General features: G+C 34.5%; 16 protein-coding genes. 12 read left to right on the plus strand and 4 right to left on the minus strand.

The annotated features are described in order from the left end of the window. Positions 1-48 precede the first annotated feature (48 nt). Together AC5LXV_RS09765 and AC5LXV_RS09770 are read left to right on the plus strand one after the other, a co-directional pair. Positions 49-1,485 carry a sigma-54 interaction domain-containing protein gene (locus AC5LXV_RS09765; RefSeq protein ID WP_493466303.1) on the plus strand — a complete coding sequence of 479 codons (1,437 nt, stop codon included), beginning with the start codon at positions 49-51 and terminating at the stop codon, positions 1,483-1,485. Between the two features lie 736 nt (positions 1,486-2,221). Next, positions 2,222-3,058: a hypothetical protein gene (locus AC5LXV_RS09770; RefSeq protein WP_493452055.1), complete on the plus strand. Its 837-nt coding sequence runs from the start codon at positions 2,222-2,224 to the stop codon at positions 3,056-3,058. Between the two features lie 157 nt (positions 3,059-3,215). Here AC5LXV_RS09770 and AC5LXV_RS09775 read toward each other — a convergent pair whose 3' ends face one another. Together AC5LXV_RS09775 and AC5LXV_RS09780 are read right to left on the minus strand one after the other, a co-directional pair. Next, the gene (locus tag AC5LXV_RS09775) at positions 3,216-4,814 is read right to left on the minus strand and encodes an alpha-glucoside-specific PTS transporter subunit IIBC (RefSeq protein ID WP_493466304.1); all 1,599 of its coding nucleotides are present in this window, start codon (positions 4,812-4,814) and stop codon (positions 3,216-3,218) included. 113 nt (positions 4,815-4,927) lie between these two features. Beyond that, a complete protein-coding gene (locus AC5LXV_RS09780; RefSeq protein ID WP_493466305.1) occupies positions 4,928-6,256 on the minus strand; it encodes a 6-phospho-alpha-glucosidase in 1,329 nt (442 codons plus the stop codon). Positions 6,257-6,513: 257 nt separating this feature from the next. Here AC5LXV_RS09780 and AC5LXV_RS09785 point away from each other — a divergent pair, with 257 nt between their 5' ends. The 5 genes from AC5LXV_RS09785 (at position 6,514) to AC5LXV_RS09805 (ending at position 15,662) form a co-directional block, all read left to right on the plus strand. Next, entirely contained in the window at positions 6,514-7,230 is a 717-nt protein-coding gene (locus tag AC5LXV_RS09785; RefSeq protein ID WP_493466306.1) for a GntR family transcriptional regulator, read from the plus strand. A 299-nt stretch (positions 7,231-7,529) separates the two neighbouring features. Next, positions 7,530-8,318, plus strand: coding sequence for an acid phosphatase (locus AC5LXV_RS09790; protein ID WP_493466307.1), 789 nt, complete (start codon positions 7,530-7,532; stop codon positions 8,316-8,318). A 957-nt stretch (positions 8,319-9,275) separates the two neighbouring features. Further along, complete coding sequence (locus AC5LXV_RS09795; RefSeq protein ID WP_493466308.1) at positions 9,276-14,423, plus strand: RHS repeat-associated core domain-containing protein; 5,148 nt, start codon at positions 9,276-9,278, stop codon at positions 14,421-14,423. Positions 14,424-14,571: 148 nt separating this feature from the next. Then, positions 14,572-14,871 carry a hypothetical protein gene (locus AC5LXV_RS09800; RefSeq protein WP_493466309.1) on the plus strand — a complete coding sequence of 100 codons (300 nt, stop codon included), beginning with the start codon at positions 14,572-14,574 and terminating at the stop codon, positions 14,869-14,871. 308 nt (positions 14,872-15,179) lie between these two features. After that, positions 15,180-15,662 (plus strand): DUF7919 family protein, encoded by a 483-nt coding sequence (locus AC5LXV_RS09805; RefSeq protein ID WP_110434958.1) that lies wholly within the window; start codon positions 15,180-15,182, stop codon positions 15,660-15,662. A gap of 583 nt (positions 15,663-16,245) precedes the next feature. Here AC5LXV_RS09805 and AC5LXV_RS09810 read toward each other — a convergent pair. Continuing rightward, positions 16,246-17,396 (minus strand): IS3 family transposase gene (locus AC5LXV_RS09810; protein WP_493466310.1). Its coding sequence is split into 2 segments (ribosomal slippage): positions 16,246-17,150 and positions 17,150-17,396, totalling 1,152 coding nucleotides; the frame shifts between segments, so codons are not numbered across the junction. Positions 17,397-17,575: 179 nt separating this feature from the next. Between AC5LXV_RS09810 and AC5LXV_RS09815 the strand changes: the two genes are divergently transcribed. The 4 genes from AC5LXV_RS09815 (at position 17,576) to AC5LXV_RS09830 (ending at position 20,737) form a co-directional block, all read left to right on the plus strand. Continuing rightward, the gene (locus AC5LXV_RS09815; RefSeq protein WP_493466311.1) at positions 17,576-18,388 is read left to right on the plus strand and encodes a hypothetical protein; all 813 of its coding nucleotides are present in this window, start codon (positions 17,576-17,578) and stop codon (positions 18,386-18,388) included. Between the two features lie 243 nt (positions 18,389-18,631). Beyond that, positions 18,632-18,898, plus strand: a complete 267-nt coding sequence (locus AC5LXV_RS09820) for a hypothetical protein (RefSeq protein WP_493466312.1) — start codon at positions 18,632-18,634, stop codon at positions 18,896-18,898. A gap of 505 nt (positions 18,899-19,403) precedes the next feature. Beyond that, entirely contained in the window at positions 19,404-20,111 is a 708-nt protein-coding gene (locus AC5LXV_RS09825) for a hypothetical protein (protein ID WP_493466313.1), read from the plus strand. Positions 20,112-20,296: 185 nt separating this feature from the next. Then, positions 20,297-20,737, plus strand: coding sequence for a hypothetical protein (locus tag AC5LXV_RS09830; RefSeq protein ID WP_493466314.1), 441 nt, complete (start codon positions 20,297-20,299; stop codon positions 20,735-20,737). 246 nt (positions 20,738-20,983) lie between these two features. Here AC5LXV_RS09830 and AC5LXV_RS09835 read toward each other — a convergent pair whose 3' ends face one another. After that, positions 20,984-21,865 carry a LysR family transcriptional regulator gene (locus tag AC5LXV_RS09835; protein WP_493466315.1) on the minus strand — a complete coding sequence of 294 codons (882 nt, stop codon included), beginning with the start codon at positions 21,863-21,865 and terminating at the stop codon, positions 20,984-20,986. Between the two features lie 153 nt (positions 21,866-22,018). Between AC5LXV_RS09835 and AC5LXV_RS09840 the strand changes: the two genes are divergently transcribed. After that, positions 22,019-22,981, plus strand: a complete 963-nt coding sequence (locus tag AC5LXV_RS09840; protein ID WP_493466316.1) for an aldo/keto reductase — start codon at positions 22,019-22,021, stop codon at positions 22,979-22,981. Positions 22,982-23,013: the final 32 nt, after the last annotated feature.

Consider the following 23,013-nt stretch of genomic DNA (forward strand, 5'->3'; position numbering starts at 1 on the left):
TAACGTGTAAATACTTTGATTATCAAGTAATTTAAGAATGGTGAAAATATGGAAATGTCATTAAATCACATTCAACAATTTATTCAATCCTATGTGAATATTGTTTCAATAGTATCAAAAACAGATATTACCGTTGTTGATAAGAATCTTATACGTATTGCTGGCACTAGTCTCTATTTTGATCAGATAGGCCAAAAAATTAGCCATGCCAATCTTTATCGTAAAGTGTTAGAAACTGGGCAACCGACCATTATGACCAAGAATCAACACTATAATTCTTGTGCTAATTGTAGATCATTCAATATTTGCAGCGAGATGGCAGATATTGCTTATCCCATTTACTATGATAATGAAGTGATTGGTATTATCAGTATGATTGCCTTTGATCAAAATGCTCAAAATGAACTTATGCTTAATAGTGCTAATTATATCGATTTTTTAAAACATATAAGTACATTATTAGAGAGCAAGTTATTTAAATTCGTTAAAGTTAATAATATAAACAATAAGAATATTAATATAGTGGATCGGCCAGAAAATTCCAATAAAACCGAATTTATTAGCGCAGATCCACACATTATTGAAATGTTGAATATTATTCGCCTAACGACTAATTCAGATTCAACAGTTCTAATAACCGGCGAAAGTGGTACCGGAAAAGAAGTATTAGCCAAAGTTATTCATCAAACCAGCAATAGAAATAACCAACCCATGGTTTCGCTTAATTGTGCTGCAATTCCAGAGAATCTAATCGAAAGTGAACTTTTTGGTTATGAAAAAGGATCTTTTACCGGGGCCAACAAAGAAGGGCAGGTGGGTAAGTTTGAATTAGCAAATGGAGGTATTTTATTTCTTGATGAAATCGGTGAAATGCCGCTCCTCACACAAACAAAATTGTTACGTGTCCTGCAAGATAAAACCATTCGACGCATCGGCGGAAAAATAGATCAACTTATTAATGTGAGGATTGTCTGTGCAACTAACCAGAATTTATTACAACTTATCAAAGAAAAAAAATTCCGTGCCGATCTTTATTACCGAATTAACGTGATTCCATTTGCTATTCCACCATTAAGAGAAAGAAAAAATGATATTCCACTATTACTCAATGAATTTTTGCAATATTTTAATCAAAAATTTCATAAAAAAATCACCTTAAGTTCTCAAACTATTAAATATTTGAAAAGTTATTCTTGGCCGGGAAATGTTAGAGAGTTAAGAAATGTGGTCGAATATTTAATTAATGTTAATGATAATGGTGTTATAAAAATAAACAATTTACCTAATTATCTTCATACTGATTCTAATGCTAATTCTGAACTTGAAAAACCACTTAAATCAATTATAAAAAAACAGGAGAGTCAGTTACTCTTCTCTTTAGTTGCAAAAGCTAATACAACCGCCGAAAAAAGAGAGTTAGCTAACAAACTAGGTATCTCTATATCATCGCTATATCGTAAAATGGCAGAGTATAGAGCAAGGTGATAGTTTGTATGACTAAAATTTTATATACCAACACTATCGCACTAAATGAAATATTAAGATAAATTAGATTAATGGTGATTAATAACATAGTCAGATATGACTTTTAAATTTTTTTACGAGCAATATTAGGATAACCAAGTTAAAAGTCCTTTTCACCATTATTTGTTAGTTGTTCATGTGGTAGTCACTCCAATCGAAAGTAGTTAATCTAAATTAGTTGAATAAAATTTAAAAGTGCATAATGATTATATTTTGCTATTAAAATAGAGTTATTTCGCTTTTAACTGCTAAGATAAAAATATTCTGTGGTAAATGTTTATATTTATGACGATAACACAAAGATAATAAAGATAATAAAGATAATAAAGATAATAAAGATAATAAAGATAGTTGCTAGTGTCAGACGGTATGTGCTAAAGATAACGTGAAAACTAAATTCAATTTATTGATAGCAATAAATAGTAATAATTTATTTAGCTGATATTGGCAAATGAGAAAAGCTAAAAAGTCAGATAATTATTGGTATAATAGACCTGTCCGCAGCTAATAATGAACAATTGCCTTTTATCAACAGATGGTTGGTAAAGTGCAGGTTTTAAAAATATCATTATCTTATTCCGCTTAAATAACGGATAATTTATTTGTTGCGAAAATGGTTATTAGTTTTGATATTTAAAGCAATATATTTAAAACAATATATTTAAATATAAACTGAATTTTTATAGGAACGGAATCAATGAAAAAGATAATAACAACCAAGGTCTTTTTAATATTATTTTTCTCACTTTTTAATATCTTTAGTTTAATTGAATATTTTAATAAAGATTCTGTGACTGAATATGTTTCTTATTTGAAAATAGTTTCAATAATAGCCGTTGTTATTTGCCTGATTTTATTACTTATCAAAAAGATATTTAATGATAAATGGGTACTTAAAACTATGGTTAAGCCTGAGGTAATAAAAACGGTTAATAATAATGAAAAAAATTATGAATTTTTAGATTATGAAATGAAGCAGGGCATTGCTATTTTATGGGAAGGTGATGCAATTTTCGCAACTATTAAAGGTAAGAAAAAAAAACTTACTGGTTATATTAAACAATTAATCTTGAAAGATGATGGTATTTTTTACTTTTCTGTTGCTAATGGCAAAAAAATAGAACAACTAGCAATTAATGAACCCAATTCAAAAATTAAAATTAGCCTTAATGGCACAAAGTATAATTTTAAATCTCTATGTAAAGAAGTTCTAAAACTGGAATTAAAACGAATATTTAAGTTTGCAGATCATGTAAAAAAACAATTATCTCTCAATGAGAAATTTAGCTTTACATTTAATCCTCCTCAAAAAATGTCAATTTTACTTGATAATAAAATGGAATTATACGAAATCGAAAAATACTGTATTTTTCATAATGATTATCAAGAATTGATAATAAAAAATATTAGCCGGCAAAAATATATTTTTCTGCCTATTGATAATATAAAGTCTAAAATCGAATTGGAAGATGGTAAAAAAATTGATATTCGCAAATGGTTAAAGTATTTATGTAATACGACCGATATCAATTAAACCTATTTTTCTGATATAGCATTAAAGTGTTAGATAATTAGGATTATTATTCCTTCAGTTACTTTATCATTTTTTATTACCTCATGTTATTTATCAAGAAAAAGGCAATATAAAATCAAATGATATTTATACTGCCTTTCACACATTATCAGACCATCTATTTTATTAAAGCGTTAATTTCCTCCCTGACCAGAGGAACAGTTAAACCGACAATAATTTGAATAGCTTGTCCTTTGTTAACGACATTAATGGCTCCATAACTTTGAAAATATTCAACATCGTAAACTAATTCAGGATTTGCCACTTGCACCCGTAGTCGAGTGGCACAATTGGTTAAATGGGTAATATTATCTTTTCCGCCTAATCCTTCGAGAAAAGCTATCGCTTTTTGCTTAATAACATCAGTTTCATCTTTAGCTTCACTAAGCGCTCTCTCTTCATCGTTATTTATATAATTGTATGTTTCAGATTTACTGTTTTTGTAATCTGCTTTGCTAAATAATTTGATATTGCTATCGGAACGTCCAGGTGTCATTAGATTAAATCTGAGAATAAGGAATTTAAATACCAAAAAGTAAATTACCGTGAAAATTAAGCCAATCACAATTTGAATGACATAAGTTACCCAATGGTTAGCGCCTAATGGTAACCAATTTTGGAAGATAAAATCGATAATACCTAAATAGAAATTTCCTGATACCCCAAAGAGATACATCACAGTTGCCATTGTGGCAGCTAATAGGGCATGAACAAAAAATAGCATTGGTGCAATAAATAAAAAAGTAAACTCAATCGGCTCTGTAATACCGGTCAAAATAGCCGTGACGGTTGCGCCAATTAATAGACCAAAGGTCATTTTCTTATTTTCAGGTTTGGCTGTTGAATAGATAGCCATGGAGATGCCGGTACAACCAAATACTTTGCCCATACCAATAAGCATAAATCCACCTTGCGGAAAGAGTTCAGTTAATGGTTTGGTACTATTTGCGAATTCTGATATGTGTGAGATCCAATAATTAACTGTACCGCCGTCAGTAACGATCGGACCAAAATAAATTGGACCATAGACAAAATGATGTAATCCAGTTGGGATTAAGATGCGTTCTAAGAAAGTAAACAGCCAAACACCAACAGGACCAGAGTTAAGGATAATTACTTGCAGACTTTGTATTCCACTTTGAATTGGCGGCCAAACAAGAACGGTTAAAATGGCTAGGATTAACATCAAAGGAAAACAAAGGACGACAATAATCGGCGTGCCGGTAAAGACATTCGCCCAATCCGGTAAACGTAAATCGAAATAACGATTGTGTAACCAAACAGTAAAACTAGCCGTCAAAATTGAACCAACAATTGAGGTATCAAGAGTTAGCACGCCACAAATTTCAATCAATCCGGCTTGACCGACCTGGTAATTTATTCCAAGTTGTTCACTCCATACGTCAATAATTCCGCCAATAAAATAGTTAAATGTTAAATAGGAAATAAAAGCAGCTAACACTGCTCGACCAGATGCCTTTTTGGCTAAAGCAATGGGTAAACCTAGCGCGAATAACATTGGCATATTTTGGAATACAACCATTGATGCTTTTTGCAGTATACCAAGAATTTTTACATAAGATGAACCTTCGGTAGCGAAAGGAAATAAATGGGGATTAAGTAACACAACCGTTAAACCCAATAAAATACCGGCAGCAGGGAATAATAAAACCGGAACAAACATTGCTGCGCCAAAGCGTTGAATTGTATTTCTCATATAGACATTAATCCTTTAAAATGTTGATTAATATTCACTTTAATTTGTTAACAACTTATGCTAACACTAAGGTTGGTTACCAACCCTAGTGCGGTAGGTTGCAGTTAAATTAATTATTTAAAAAATTGCGGTAGATATTGCTTATTTTCGTTTAATATCTCTTCAACGATTATTTTTGCTTTAGGGGCATTAACCACGGTTCTATTAAGGGTTAACGCATTGATAAGTTTTTGTTTCGAACCCTCATACCAAGCGTCAACGACCAATTTTTCATAACCTAATTGAATTTCAATCATGGCTTTTTGGAAGGTTGGAATATTTCCAATAGCAAAAGCTTTAGGACCATCGGAAGTAAGCATACAAGGAATTTCCACCATGGCATCATCTTGAATATTATTAATGACTCCATTATTAGGCACAATAACCAAATAAATATCGCCTTTGTTATAGGCTAAGGATGCAGCTACGCGGATCATATAACGACCATGAATATCAGCATGAAGATCTTCACCTTGAATTGAATTGTTTTCGATGATGCGACGGCACATTGCAAATACCTGTTTTTCTCGGCCATTAATCACCTGACGAGCACGAGTATTATTGATATCCTCTTTACTGACCATTTTTTCCGGGTAGAGATAATATTGGAGATAGGTATTTGGTAGGAATTCTGGATTATCCCTTAACATGACTTCCATATTTTTAAAGGTCGCTTGCCAAGAAGGATCATTGGCAATAACCGAATCAACTGCGGTAATTCCATCTTTTAAGATAATATCTTTTATCTTTTGAGTAAGATCTTCACCTTGTTTATTTTTTATTTTGGTAAACCAACCATAGTGATTTAGACCAAAATATTCCGGTACAAAATCCCAAATTTCACAGCCAAGTAATTTGGCATAACTTACCATGATGGCTGCTGGCATATCACAAATATTTAAAATTCGCTTGTCATCCGGAAATTCCCGATTTAAAGCTTCGGCAACGATAGCGGCAGGGTTAGTGTAATTTAAGATCCAAGCCTCTTTCTGATAGCATCGAATATCACGAATAAGATCTATCATATCTCCAATAGATCGTAAACCATAAGCCATGCCACCTGCGCCACAGGTCTCTTGACCGACACATTGATGCGAAAGGGGGATTTGCTCATCACGTTCCCGCATTTTCAAGCCACCGGTTCGAATTTGCATAAAAAAGAAATCTGAATTTTCAAAGGCTACTTTTCTGTCTGTGGTATAGATAAATTCTTCAATTTCCGGATAAAGTTCCTTAAACATGATTTCAGTAGCTTTTGCATTCAATTCTTGACGTGGCGCATCAATATCATAGAAAACCACGCGTCTTAAAGGGAAGTTGGCTTTTTCGCTAACAAGACTGCTCATAATACCCAAAGTATAAGTACTTCCTGCGCCGACAACGGTTAAATTAATCTTTTTCATATTATTTCCTAATAGTAATGTTGAATAAAATACAAATAACATATAAATATGTTATCAATAAGTATTGAGTAAAATAATACTTATCTAATACAAATGTGAAAAAGATCACAAAATATTTCTGGTGTCTATAAACTTGTTAGGATTAAAAACATTAGGAACTGTATGTTTTTATGTAGATTAATAAGAAATTTATCATCTGATGATATTTCATAAATTAGATGATAAGATGATACAAATTTATTCTGCTGAGATATTCAATGGCGAAACCACTTTACCGACAAATAGCTGAGACTTTTGAACAAAAAATTTATTCTGGGGAATTAGACTTAGAAGATGTATTACCTACTGAACAAGCTTTACAAGAACTGTATAAAGTAAGTCGTGTCACTATTCGCAAAGCGCTTGAACAGCTGGAAAATCAAGGATTAGTTGAAAGAATTAAAGGTAGCGGTACATATGTTAAGTATCACTCAGCAAAGCATGATGCGATTAAATTACAGGGATTTGATGAGAATATCACAGCCTTAGGCCGAATTGCTGGTACAAAAGTAATACATTTTCAGTTAGAACAAGCTCTACCAACAATTGCGAAACAATTGCGAATAGAAGTTGGCACATCAATTTTTTCTATAGTAAGGATCAGAACTATTGATAATGAACCGGAAATTTTAGAGCAAAGTTATATGCCACTTTCACTCTTCCCCGATCTTAGTGTTAAGGTCATGGAATCATCCAAATATCATTATGTTGAACAGCAGAAAGGTTACCAAATTTCTCATAGTCGACAAGATGTTAAACCCGTCTTAGCCACCACGATTGTTGCCAAACATCTAAATGTAGAAACTAATCATCCAATCTTACGGCTTCGATCGATTAGCGAATTAAAAACGGGAGAAACTTTTGAATACAGTATTCAGTATTTAAGAGGTTTTCAATATCGTTTTGAATATATTGCACGAAGGGGATTAGATTAATTGTTATTTGAAAAATATGGATAATCAATTAAAATTATTTTAAACATATGTTAATAAATACCATTGGTATAAATGGTATTTAATCTTATTAAATTTTATAATTTTCATAATTTTTATATTGTGTCATACCGTTAAGCAGTTTATTGCGCTGTATCTTTTTAAGATAGTCACTATTTTTATTTTTTATTAATCAACTTTATCTAAGTTTGCTAAATCTTTTTGTAGTTAACTCATTGCAGTTAGCTCATTGTAGTTAACTCATTGTTGTTTAATCATTTATCTGAAAATAGGAGTAAATAATGGCTAAAAATCTAAAGATAAAAAAACTAGCAATATTCATCCCTACACTCTATTGTTCTCTATTTTTTTCTTCATCATTCGCCTTTCAAAAAGGATCAACCGAAGATTTTTTAGGGCATGAAGTAGGGGTTACTTATCACACTGCCGAGCAAGCCGTCAGCAGTAAAGAGTACTTGCCGGTTTATCCTGAAGAAGAAAACCCAGAATTTGAAGCCGATAAACTTGCTTATCTTCATGGTTATAATTTAAAAGGTACCGAACGTTGGGAGCAGGCAACAATGGATGCTGATTTGCATATTGCTAATGTGGCTAAAATTTTTTCTCAACCGTTAGGTATCACTATTTCGCCGCAAACAACGCCAACACTATACAAAATGCTTGGTGATTTACTGGTAGATTCAGCAGATAATGCCACCAAAACTGCTAAAGAGTTTTATATGCGAAAACGACCTTTTGTCTATTTTGGCAATCATTCGTGTCAACCTATTGATGAAGAGGATCGATTACGGCATAACGGCTCATTCCCATCTGGTCATACCGCTTATGGTTGGACATTAGCTTTAGTACTTGCACAAATTTCTCCTTCACATGCTGAAGCAATAATTAAACGAGGCTATGAATTTGGTCAAAGTAGAATGATCTGTGGTGCACATTGGCAGAGCGATGTTGACGCCGGTAGAATGGTAGGGGCAGTAGAATATTCCAAATTACAAAGTATTCCACAATTTCAAGAAGATCTCCGTAAGGCAACCGAAGAGGTTAATCAACAATATAGTTTATTGAAATAAAAAGTTTAATTTTTTTAGACAATTATAATAATATCTTTATGCATATCCTCATTCAGCTAAAATCGTTAGGGTTTTAGCTGAATGAGGATATTTTTCACAATAAGATTAACTATATAGCTGTTGCAAAACTTGCTAAGCACACTTGTACTTGTTTTAGTTTGTCACTGCCGTTTAGCGTAGTTTTGACAAATCTTAGGATAAAATTTCAATCCGTTCATTTGCTATTTCAACTAGAAATGTCGAATATTTATTGTTATTCGAGTATAGTGATGCTCCTCACAATATTATCCAAAAAACACATAAAATCTCTAAGTTAGCTGCTAAATCAAAGTTACTATCGATCTGTTAACCATCATTTTCATAATCCCGCCGACCAATAGGTTAATTACTTTTCTTGAACACCACATTACTAAAATTTCTGCAAATTAGTTGCTAAAAGTAATTCATAACGCCACTCCATCTCTCTATTTTACCCGCCGCGGCGTTATTAATGTATTGAGATCGCTTTTTAATATCAGCTACCCGAGGTATTTACTCAGTCAAAAAGGAGTGTTTGATATGCTTAAATAGCTATATTTGCATTTATTGTTCAATATTTATGCGATGAATTAGCTTAAATTTTATCCGTTATTAAACCAATCATATAATTGCCTTATGCAGTTAAAGCACCTATAATCAAGTCAATGACATTATCAGTTATCGGTGTTGATTAAGAGGTCAAGACGATTATCTATCACAAAAAAATAAGACACCTTTAATTGATAATATTATCCAATGTTTGCAGGAAGAGTATCCAACTTACTATTTTCAATTTGATGAGGAGATTATACATAAAAAGCTAGTACATCTATTATCGCATCTTGTTATTGAAAAGGGTGAAAACGGCGTAAGTAAAGCGGTTCAACAGCTAATTAAATACACATTGTAAAAACTCAGTACCTCACAGAGATATAAAATATGGATAAAAAGAATCGAAAACAAGAAGTTTTACAGCCTGTCTTAGCGCGTTTCTCTCGTATTTTAGACGATATCGACCACTCTGTTCACACTAAATATAAAAAGAAATTACAAGAAAGTGGCGTGGCAAGCAGTATTCAGATATTAGCATTAAATGATAAGCTTAGTGAAACGCTTGAAGAAAAGATTAATAAAACTGCGAGAGAGACTTCCCCTTGGAGATATCCACAAGAAGGATATAAGGATAAAAATGGAGTAACCGCACAGTGCCCTTTAAATAAACAGATTATTATTCAATATGGATTTGAACTCTCAACCTCTGTATTTTTCAGTGTGCCTGAAAAGAAGGACAAACAGCCTAGTAGTCAACGATTTATTAAAGTCGGTAACTTGAAAGGGCAACTTATACCACAATTAGTAAAACTGGTTGCTAATAACTCAGGACCATCTTACCTAGCTCATCCCGAATATTCTCTCGATGAAAAAAATGCAATCCCATTTGAATTGGATGATAACGGCCGGGCTGTTATTGATGGCTGTCAATCCGGCAAGCGTTATTATATTCGTATCGACCCCTTTACAAATCAACAACAAGTTGATGAGTGGCTAAATGGTTATAAACGTATTATTCAACATTTATCTGAATTTTTAGAATCCGAATGGGACAATGTTCATGAGCAACGGTGGCAAATCTTTGATAAAGCTATGGCTAAAGCTGCTGAACGAATTGAAAATAATCCCAGATCAACCGAAAACCCATTAGCAACGGCAGTTGGTGGTGATTTTTTTGAGGGGGTTGTGGATCGCGGGGTAGAAGTAGCCAAAAAAGCTGAAAAACCGGTTATCGATGGATGGAATCTCACCACTCACCATGCCGCCATATTGGGTTCACAATATACCCCAATGAGTCCATTAATTGCCCAGGGTGCAGGCAAGAAATTATTGGAATCGTGTCTGTCATCATACCAAACACAAGAGCCATCAGAACCGCCAAAAACAGAAAACGAAATAAAAGACGTCTATTTTTTTGTTCAAGATGAAGTATATCTGTATATTATCACGGCCGCCCTTGAGTATTGGTATGAAATACAGTCGCCAAAAGATAAAGCTTATTTATTGGGTAAAGATTTTTTTGATTTTGCCGTTGATGTGGCGCAGTTTTTTGCCGAATGCTATGTAATGGGAAAAGCTATCCCTATTGCTGCAAGCGTTTTACGAACCTCTTCTTCAACAATCAGTCGAACCACCGCTAATTTACTGGAAAAAGGCAAGAGTTTTATATCAACCAAAACTTCGGCTGCAAAAGCAACTAGTGCGGAAATAGTTGGCTCGCTTCCTGACCGTTTTATTGAGTTTTTTAATAAAAAACAGCTAAAAGCTTCAGTGACAAACGTAGGCGGTTCAACAGCCAAAGCGATCGGATTAAAAACGGTTGTTAAAAATGAAAGTAAGAAATCAGTTAACGTACTTACGAATAATGGTGAAAAAGAGTTTATCTCTTCATCACACTCTACTCGTCCAACAACCTCAAGCACTACGAAAAATCTAAATAATGGAACAAGCGACACCGTAAAAGAACAGGTAACAAACCTCGATCCGGTATCAATGTTAACCGGTGAAGAGCTATTAACCTTAGTTGATGATACCGTATTTAGCCAGTTCCCTTTTGTTTGGCAGCGGCTTTACCGAACCAGTGCGGTGGAGTTCAATTGTGGTCTGGGTTATGGTTGGAGTCACAGCCTTTGCCATACGTTAACCTTTACCGCGGATGACCGCGTTATTTGGCAAAATCACGAAAACAATCTTATTAGCTTCCCACAACCTACCGAGTCAGCGCCGTCGATTGTCAACTTATTATCCGAAGCGGCCCTCTATTTAGGTCGCAAACCGAATCACTATCTGGTTAGCAGTGAGTTTGGTATTTATCACTTTAAGCGAGACTCGGCTACCGCCAGCACAGCCAAACTGGTGGCTATCAGTGATAAATATGGTCATGAGCATACCGTGATTTACGATACAGAGGGTAAACTGATAGCCCTTGAGCTGGCTGGTGGCTTAAAGCGGATAGCACTGACTTACTCAGCGCAAACCCCTTCACTTATCACTGAGGTAAGTGAGTTTACTCGCCAGTCAGCAATACAGGAATGGCAACTGCTACGCCCGATTATGCATTATCAGTACAATGAACAGCAAGAGCTGATAGCGGCAAGTAATGCATTAAATCAAACCGAGCATTATCGTTATGGGGAAGGGCATCTTATTGTTCAGCGTCAACTGGCGGGGGGCGCGATATTTAGTTGGCAGTGGCAAGGTGAAGGGAAATCGGCGGTCTGTCATCGTCAAATCACCAACTTTAACGGTATTGAAAGTCGTTATGAATGGGATACCCAGCAGCGTAAATCGACCGTTTACCAGTCAGATGGCACGACCTTAATCTACATTCATAATCAACAAGGTAAACTCATTAGTGAAACCAATGCCAATGGTGACACGACCACCTACGAGTATAATGACAACGGTCAAATGACCGTAAAAACCGATGCGCTCGGCGGTCAGACCCATTATGTCTATAATGAATTTAATAATCTGGTTGAAGTTAACACCCCCGACGGGCAATCGACCTACTATTACTGGTGGGACGAGCAAATCAGTGAGATTATACAAGGCAACCGCAATTGGAAGTTTCGCTACAATGGTTATGGAGACCGCATAGAAGAAATTACGCCAGAAGGGAAAAAGACGCAATATCAGTACAATGAAGATGGACAGTGTATTGCGATTATCTACCCGGATGGTACTAAATTAACTCAAGCATGGGATGATGCCGGTCAACGAACACAAACCACCTATCCGGATGGCCGCATTGAGTATTATACCTATGATGCCCAAGGGCGAATAACGGCCATCAGTGATGGGCAAAACCAGACGATAAGCTACACCTATGACAGTTTGGGGCAAGTTACCCAACTGACCTACCCGAACAAAACCACACGGGAATATCGCTATAATGCTTATGGCAAAGTGACTTGGTTTAAGGATGAATCGGGCAAGGTGACGGAATATGAGTATGCCTCACCGCTGCACTTAGTAACGGAAAAACGCTTACCTAATGGTGAGCGACTCAAATTTCGCTATGACAATATTCACTTACAGATGAGTGAGATTGAGAACCAAAAAGGTGAAGTATATCACTTAAACTATACCCCGACCGGGCAGCTAAGTGAAGAGATAGGCTTTGATGGCATTAGAACCACCTATCATTATGACAACGCTGGGCGTATTATCGAAAAAAGGGAATATGGTAACACACCGGATGCGGAGCCTTTGGTGACACAGTACCAGCGTGATATCACGGGTCGCTTGGTTCGGCGAATTTTTGCTGACGGCGTTATTGAGCAGTATGAATATGATGCATATGGTCAGTTGATTAAAGTTAAAGATGGTCAAAATATACTGGTTTGGGAATATAACCTTGATGGTCAGATGACGGCGGAACATCAAAACTGGGCAACGATTCGTCACCGCTATGATAAAACCAGTGGTTTGCTCGACGGCACCAAACTCCCCGATGGGCAGTGGTTGGAATACCATCACCGTAACGGTCAGCTACGAGGAATGACGCTAGAGGGGCAATCCTTAATTGGCATGTTTTATGACTCAGCTGGACGAGAGCGTGAGCGGCGTCAGGGTAATGGCTTAATTAACCGTTATCACTATGATGAACTCGGCCAGCTGGCGTCACACCAAATCTACCGTGGTTTTGATGTTGAACTCAATGATACCCCGCTGCCGGTCTGGCAACAGCAGTACCAATATGAGCCTGATGGTCAGCTTGCCCAAATCAACGGTCATCAAGCCCGCCATTACCGTTATGATAAGTTAGGTCAACTGCAAACGGTCAGCTATCCGCAAGCGAATCGCGAAGAGCATCATGCGGAAAAAGTAGAGCTGTTTAGTTATGATACCACCGGCAATAAAATCAGTGAGAAACAGTCTTTAGCGCAGCTTGAAGCGAAAGTGAACCGTGGCAATCGGCTACTGTTTTTTAGTGATAAACATTTTGAGTATGACCGTTTTGGTAATTTAATTACTGAAAAGCGCGGTAAAAACCAAAGTCTGGTGACGCATTATGAGTATGATTGCCGACATCGTCTAATCAAGGTGATTAAACCCAGTGGTCAGACCATTACCTACAGCTATGACCCGTTTAACCGCCGTACCAGTAAAACGGTTAATGGCAAAACCACGGAATTTATCTGGCAAGGTCATAAACTGATTGCCGAAACCGACAATGACAAGCACTGGCAAAGTTACCTCTATGAGCAGGACTCCTTCCGGCCACTGGCGTTAGTACAGGGCAATGCCCAACAAGGCAAAACCCAACTCTACTGGTACCAAAACGACCAACTCGGCACGCCGATAGGGTTAACCGATGGATTTGGTGAAACATTATATGAATGCCAGTATAATGGCTATGGGCAAATTATTGATGAAACCTACCATGAAGTTGGCAATCGTGCTATCCCTGATAACCCGCTGCGCTTTCAGGGACAATATTACGATGAAGAGACAGGCCTACACTACAACCTAAATCGTTACTACGACCCCTTTGTCGGACGGTATATAACCCAAGACCCGATAAAGTTGATTGGTGGTCTCAATTTTTATCAATACTGCCATAATCCGGTCAATTGGATAGACCCGCTTGGGTTTAAAAATATGCCGAAGAGTGGCACCAATAATCAACCTCCATTACTTTTAGAAAAAACGATGGAAAACCCATGGATGGAAGGAACTGAAATAGAGTCTATCCTTGTTCCTAAAGGAGGAATATATGCGGAGATGGCATTAGCTCCTGGGCAAGTAGAGGGTAGTGAGGTGATTTTGGGTTCATGGGCAACAACAGAGTCAATAACAAGTGTCAGTTTTGTAAGAAATAATCTAGCTGTAACGCCTGCATTCAAAGAAGAGATCGCTTATATTCAAAAAATATTCATTCCCGAAGGGGTTCGAATCCAAACAGGCATAACTGGACCTCAAATTTTTAAAGGTGTTATATACCCAGGAGGGGCGCCTCAAATACAGATATTAAATGTTATAGATAAAAAGAAAATCATGCAAATAGGCAAACCAAGGACAATAGAATAACGAGAGAAATATGGATAAAATATATGATTTTCAGTTTATTAATAAACATCAGGGCTATGATACTATCAAATAATCCAGATATGCTAAATTAGTCTGAATTACTACCTATTGGAATAAAATGGAAATTTAATGCTCACAGTATTCAATAGTGAATGAAGATGGCGTGATAGGGGGTATACTAGAAAAACGCAGCGAGTTAGCAATAACTGAAGGGATGAAGTCATTTACTACAAATAAAGCCTATATCGTTAATGGAAAAGGAGCTTTATTGTGTAACATTGGAGAATTATTATATAAACAAAAACATGTTAAAACTAACAAAAATTTTTTTGTATATAATGAAAACGATTTGGTTTATTTTTTATTTAATAATTCATTATGTGATTATCGATTTAGTATAGATCCAATAACTGGTGAAATTAGCGATTTTGATGAAGTAAAATGGTAGTGTTTATATTAAATATTGAGTTGAATGTAAACTGTTGTAGTATGAAACACAAGTGTTAGCCTCACACCAAATCTGATTCTCTTTTTAATAATAAACATTTTGAGTATGACCGTTTTGGTAATTTAATTGCCGAAAAGCATGGTAAAAACCAAAGTTTGGTGACGCATTATGAGTATGATTGCCGACATCGTCTCTAATATGGGGTGTGTCCAATGGGCTGCATGCACGGAGTATAAGTAGGCTCCTTCTATTTAGTTTAATGTCGTGTACCTGTAGGCTGCATACACAAATTATAAGAGGTGAAAAATATGTATTTTAAAGATCATACATACTATAATTACTATGTGAACAAACCGCTAGAAATGATTATCAATATTGGTTGGCTTTCTTATGAACATTTTTATGAAATGGGCGATACAGAACCAGAATTTATTGAAAAACTCACAGAAATTATAATTAACGATGATTTTTATGATTATAAATTTAATAGGATAAGATGCAATACTTCTTGTAGATTATGTAAAGAATCTATTTTACAACCTTATATAAATAAGAAGAGAAATGCACTTATGGATATGCCCCTAGGATTTTGCGAATTATTAATTCCATCACAAGTGAATAATCAATATTATGCGTCACCAGGTCTTATCCTCCATTATATAAGGGATCATTATTATAAACCACCACAAGAATATATAGATTCTGTGATGGCATTAGATTTAACGCAACCATTTAACGCTCAAGATTGTTTTGACTTTGTTAGAGAATCGAATCAAGTCAAGTTAAGATGAAAAGTCAACCAAGTATAGTTTTAAGATTATAGTAAAAATAGAATTAAGGCTTAACTTTACATTTTGCTAAAATTTCAAAGGTAAAATAATGTAGTCTATAAAAACTAGAGGTTTTAGCTTTAAATTTATTTTGTAGATGAAGTTATCGATGAAAAACGATGTTAATATGCAGTTCTTTTTTAATTATTAGGGTATGAGTTGGTATTTAATTGGAGAATAGTTTAAAAAAATAAAGCGTTACCGGTTTTGCTATAAGGTGCTAAATCAACCAATAAACCCCAAAACGGTAATGCTTATGTTTTATACCCGCAAGTGAACATAAGTTATCAGTAAACTTATAAAATTAAACTGAAAAATATTTACCATATATCTAAAGGTTGCAAGGTGATGGGGGGTAAAAACTCGCTAAATAGGCTAGATAGGCTATGCTAATTCGTACAGTTTTTTTAAGGGATAAACTATTCTGAAAAAAGGAAAATACGTTAAAAATAAAAGGGCGATAAGGACAATAAGGACAATAAGGACAAATCTATCCTGATAATTTTAATAACCGATGGTAAAGTTCTTGATCCTCGCCAAAATATTAGACAGAGCCTACCTCTATCATTTTTTCGTTTTGGTAATATTGTTGTTGATATTGCTGCGGTGATACCCAGCCATTGGCTGAATGACGGCGTATCCGATTATAATAGATTTCAATATATTCAAATAGTGCTTTATTAGCCTGCTTCCTCGTTTTGTAGTAACAGTCATGAATAATATGTGTTTTGAGTGTATGAAAAAAACTCTCAACAACCGCATTATCAAAGCAGTTGCCTCTTCGACTCATGCTTTGCCTTAGCCCATATTGTAACAATAATTGCTTGAAATCAGCACTGCAATATTGGCTTCCTTGGTCACTATGAATGAGTACATTTTTAGGAAAGTGACACCGAAATAAAGCTTGTTTTAATGTATTACACACTAAATGGCGGTCTATGTAGCGACTGGTTTGCCTAGCAATCACTTTTCGTCCATATAAATCGATAATCACCGACAAATATAACCAACTTTCACCCGTTTTAATATAAGTAATATCGGTTACCCATGTTTTATTAGGCTTATCAGGATTAAATTGCCTATCTAACGTGTTGGGCGCAATATTGTGATGAGCCTTGTCTGTTTTATGCTTGAATTTACGTGCTGCTTTACTCCGTAATCCCAATTGTTGCAAAACACGGCTAATTGTCCTTTCTGAAACTTGATAGCCTGCTTCTCTTGCATCATGAAGCAGGCTTGGCGCACCCAAACGGGCTTTATGTTGCCAATACTGCTTTTGGATATACTCGCTGAGTTTAGCTGATTTGTTTGCTCTTTTTAACCAAGCATAATAACCCGATGAACTGACACCAAGTAATGAGCATATCCTAGTAACGGGATAGCAGGTTAAATGATTTTTCATATAAGCGTACTTCATCGACTTGGATTGTTGATGAAGTACACATGCGCCTTTTTTAGTATATCATTAGCCATTTTCAGTTCTTTAATCTCTTTTTCTAACGCCATAATCCGCTGTTGCTCAGCGGTTAACTCTCGACGGCTGGTTTTATTCGGGGAAAGTTGCCTAATCCATTTATCTAGGGTTGATTTACCTACACCTAGATGATTGGCAAGTTCGCTGATAGAAAGGTGTGCATTAGATAACGCATAATCCACTGATTGTTGTTTGAATTCGATATTAAATTTTTTGACCATGATATTTGTCTCCTATGATTTTTGTTTATATCATAGAGGCGACTTTTGTCCACTTTTTTGGCGAGGATCATCTATCAACTAGGATTTTATTTAGGTGGACAAGAGCAAATTCAAATATTCATGGAACATAACTGAGGTGAAAGTATTAGCGGAAATACCATTACCTTAAGGAGAATAGAATGTTATCACTATTATTAAATACCTTATTAGATGATTTTATTAAACTTCGAAATATTTTAATTGCTGAACAAAATGATACTTGGTTATATGCAATTAATCGTACAATTGCAGATATATCATCAGCAATTGAAGATACAAGTTCAGCTGAATATTTTATTGAATCTGCAAGAGATACTTATTACTCAACCCAAGCAGGGGCGCGTGGCTTTGCTGAGTTCTTTATTGGGCGGGAGGATTTTGAAGAAATGATACTCCTCAATGCAAAATTTAATCAATTGAAGGAAAAAATAAACAGTGATTTTTTTACTATTTCAGCTTTTTTTAAAAAAGGAGTTCCCATGAAGGGGGATTTTGAACAAGCAGTAAATAATAATGAAATTAGTGCTTATTTTAAAGGTGAAGGTGACTATTTTACGCCAGAGGAATTATATAAGGCATCTCATAGTTACATCATGAATTTTATGGGAATGATGTTCTATCTTGAAAAAAGAGTAAATCCCTATCAAGAATTGGTCAAATATTTTAGATTATACTTAAGTTCACTTAAGGAAGATGTTCTAGATGCTTGGAGTTTAATTAACAATATTGATTGTTTTTATATTCTTCGAAGCGATAATTCCTTTTTTTTGACTCCAAATGATTACTTAATCGATCAATTAACCGCGGAAGAGAAAAAGAAAATTGGGGTATTATTTCGTTATTTAAGAGAGAATTTTGATAAAGTCCCAGGTCAAGCACAAATGTCCCCTATAGCTGAACACTTTGAGTTTATTCGTAAAAATGGTTGTCCATATGATCTTTTGACTTTTTAATGATTAAGGTGTGAGTTGAGATTTAACTGGAGAATAATTTTCTAAAAAAAACATAGCGTTACCAGTTTGGCTATAAGATGTTGAATCTACCAATAAACCCCAAAACGGTAATGCTTATGTTCTATACCCGGAAGTGAACATCTAAAATAAACCTAGAACTTGCAAGCTGATGAGCATATTAGAGATACTTTTTTGTCATAAAAATCCTCAACAGTATCATTTTACCAAGGAGAGGTGACCATAATGAGTAAATTTGAACGAGCATTGAACAACAATGAAATTAGAGCTTTTTTTAACGGTGAAGGTGACTATTTTTCGCCAGAGGAATTTAACATGGGATATCATAATGAGATGATTAATTGGATGGGAATGATGGCCTATCTTGAAGAAAAAGAAAATTCGTTTCAACTGTTAGTAAAATATTTTAGATTATACCTAAATTCGCTTGAGAAAAATGCTTTAGATGCTTGGATGCTATTTAGTAATATTGCTTCTTATTATAGTATATAAATTCCGATTTAATCGGAGAATAGTTAAAAAAAATAGAGCTTTACCGGTTTTGCTGTAAAGTATGGAATCTACCAACAAATTCCAAACGGTAATGCTTATGTTCTATACCCGGAAGTGAACATCTAAAATATACCTAGAACTTGCAAGCTGATAAGCATATTAGAGATACTTTTTTGTCATAAAAATCCTCAGTACTATCACTTTACTAAGGAGGAGTTCCCATGAAAGGTGATTTTGAACAAGCAGTAAACAATAATGAAATTAGTGCCTATTTAAACGGTGAAGGTGATTATTTTTCGCCATAGGAAATGATTTGGGGAAATCATAATTTTATAAATAATTTTATGGGAATGATGGGATATCTTAAAAAGCAAGAAAATCCCTACCAAGAGTTGGTCAAATATTTTAGAAATAAAAAGAGCGGACTTTTTGAACCATATGGGCATCGAAGTATGTTTAATAAAGATAGTGACTTGATAAGCCCGAGGTGGAGGCCGTTTAATAAATGAAAAAGATAAATTTAGATGTTTTACAAGAAAAAGCTCGCTTAATAACAATTAAAGAACTAGAGAAATATATATTTCCTCATGAGCTATATCAATACATGGCATTAGATATTCTATTGGATAATAAAAAAGAAAATATTTTTATATTGCACATTCCGGGGCAATCTGGAAAACAGAGTATCATCATTTCAAAAACGCGTATGAATGTATATACAGGTGAAGGTATAGTAGAATATATAGGATTGGATTCAGTTGAGCTAAAGAAAAAAACAATCCAAAAAAAAAATAGTATCAATCAAAATCTTTTAGGTAAGGTTATTGCCATACCAACACAAAATAAATTGTATATTCCTGCACAAGTGGTTTATATTTCTGATATTTTTCATAACCTAATTTTATTAGGTATTTATTATAACCCCACTCGTTTTATCAGCAAAATTCCATTAGCGCCTGAATTTTCAAATCAATTTTTGAAATTAATTTATACATCTCTTGCTCCTATCAAAAATGAACAATGGCTTACTATTGGGTTAAAAGAAAATAAATTAAGTAGCCAAACTTTAGCTCGTAGAATAGTTGATAATGAATTATGGTTAAATGACACTCGAATTAGAACAGCCACAGAGAGCGATAAAAAACTATTTGATATGATGGAGGTAAAATCAAAAGAAGAAGTTGAATGTATGCTGGCAGGATATTTTAATTAAATCAAATAAATAAAAAACCAATTATATTTATTATATTGTAAAGACATAGCAAGCCTTTTGAAAGATAAAATATTGTATATGTAATCCGGTTATCTATTAGAACGCTAGATTTGAAAACTTATACTTAAACATGTTTGTTTCCTGAAATATCTTTGCCAATGGTCTAAAACCAAGGAGGAGTTCTCATGAAAGGCGATTTTGAACAAGCAGTAAATAATAATGAAGTTAGTGCCTATTTGAAAGGTGAAGGTGACTATTTTACATCAGAGGAATTTAATATGGGATATCATAGTCATATCATGAATTTTATGGGGATGATGGGATATCTTGAAGATAAAGAACAACCCTATCAGCTGTTGGTTAAATATTTTAAACTATACTCAAGTTCACTTAAAGAAGATGTTCTAGATGCTTGGAGTTTATTTAGAAATATTGCTTGTTATTATAATCTTTGTAAAGATAATTGCTATTTTTTAACGCAAAATGAAGATTTAATCGATGAATTAACCGCGGAAGAGAAAAAGAAAATTGGGGTATTATATCGTTATTTAAAAGAAAATTTTGATAAAGCACCCGGGTGCAGCACAAATGTTCCCTATAGAGAAACAATTTGGGTTTACTCGTAAAAATGGTTGCCCATATGATCTTTTTTCTTTATGACTTTTGACTTTTTAATGATTAAGGTGTGAGTTACGATTTAATCGTAGAATAGTTTAAAAAAATAAAGCGTTACCGGTTTGGCTATAAGGTGCTGAAGGACATAAAAGATAATTTTAAGTATAATAATCATTATATCAATAATGTAATTAACGAATTGATAAGGAAATAATTAGGCCGTTAATACTGCATTACTGATCTAACGCTTAAATCAATTAACCCCTTAGTGCATCTAACACTAATTTAAAAACATTGGAATGGCCTTTGCGACTAGGATAATAAATATAAAATGGTTCATAAGTAATTGAATATTCGCTTAATAATTCTATTAATTGTCCTGAAGCTAATTCATTTTGTACATCTGGATAACCAATCCAACTAATACCTAAGCCATCTAACGTCGCCTGTTTTCTTAGATGATTATTAATGGAGAAGTGACAAGCGGGGTGATATTCAATAGTATTACCTTTATCAAAAAATTGCCAAATTGATTCTATTCCATATTGAGTTGAGACCTTTTTGCCAATTAATAGATGCTCATCTAAATCGCTGATCTGTTGAGGTTCATTTCTCTGTTTTAAATAGTCAGGACTGGCAACTAAAACCATTCGTAAAGGATCGGATATTTTTACCGCGATCATTTCTTTGGCAAGGTCATTACCAATACGACATCCCATATCAAATCCTTCTTTGACAATATCAACTAAATTGTTGTCACATTGAATTTCTATCTTAATCTGAGGATAGCGTAATGAGAATTGACTTAATTTAGGATAAATAAAATTTTCAATGGCAATATTTGAGGCATTTATTCTGATTGTACCTGATGGCGTATGCAAATAATCGCCTAGGGCATTGACTTCTTCATTGATTTGTTTGAATAAAGGGGCGAGTTGTTTATAAAGTTGTTCGCCTGCTTCAGTTAATGATAAGCTTCGTGTGGTACGATTGAACAGCCTTAGATTTAAGCGAGTTTCTAAATTTCGCATACTATGACTTAATGCAGATGACGAAACCCCCAAGGATTTAGCCGCCCCTGTAAAACTTTTTGCTTCAGCGATAGTAATAAAATAATTTAGTTCATTATAGTTATACATACTAGGATAAATTATTGAATTTAATTCATGATACTATAAATGAATAGCATGTTTATCTCAATAAAAGTTATCTTTAAAATAATATTATTCAAATTGAATTTTATCAATTTACTAGGTTATTTAAACTTTTATTAGATAGCGAGGAGTAGTTGTATGGATTATATAAAATTAGGTAATTCTGATATTGAAGTTTCACGATTCTGCTTAGGATGTATGACCTTTGGCGATCCGGCAAGTAAAATGCATGATTGGACGCTTAATCCAGATCAAAGTGAAACCATTATTAAACATGCTTTAGATCTAGGGATTAATTTTATCGATACTGCTAACACCTATTCAAGTGGTACTAGTGAGGAATATGTTGGACGAGCATTAAAGCGCAACATTGCGCGAGATAAGGTAATATTAGCTACGAAAGTCTATTTTAACGAAGGACATCTATCTAAAGAAGCAATTGCAAGAGAAATCGACGGTTCGCTTAAACGATTAGCTACCGATTATGTTGATTTATACATTATTCATCGTTTTGATTACAGTACGCCTATTGAAGAAACCATGGCAGCATTAGACCAGCTAGTAAAAGTAGGAAAAGTACGCGCATTAGGTGCTTCGGCAATGTATGGATATCAATTTTATAATATGCAATTAGCCGCTAAACAAAATGGTTGGACGCCATTTGTTTCGATGCAAAATCACTATAATTTATTATATCGCGAAGATGAAAGAGAATTAATTCCTGTCTGTAAGCAATTCAATGTTGCATTAACCCCATATAGTCCGTTAGCGGCGGGTAGACTTAGCCGATTAGAATGGCAAACTGATACTTTACGTAGTCAGACTGATAAAACTGCTATTGCCAAATACGATAGTACCCAACAAATCGACATGAACATAGTGAAAAGAGTGAATGAAATTGCCAAAAAATATGCTGTTACCATGACACAAATTGCACTTGCATGGCAATTTGCTAAAGGCGTTGCCTCACCAATAATTGGTGCAACTAAAGCGCAATATTTAGATGATGCGGTTGGGGCTTTGCAGGTTTGTTTAACTCAGAATGATATTGCTTATCTAGAGGAGCTATATACACCACATCGTATCGTCGGTGCACTTTAAGTAAGCGCAATAGAGAACATTTAATTTACTGA

It is taken from the genome of Gilliamella sp. LMG 34359, from assembly GCF_984569085.1.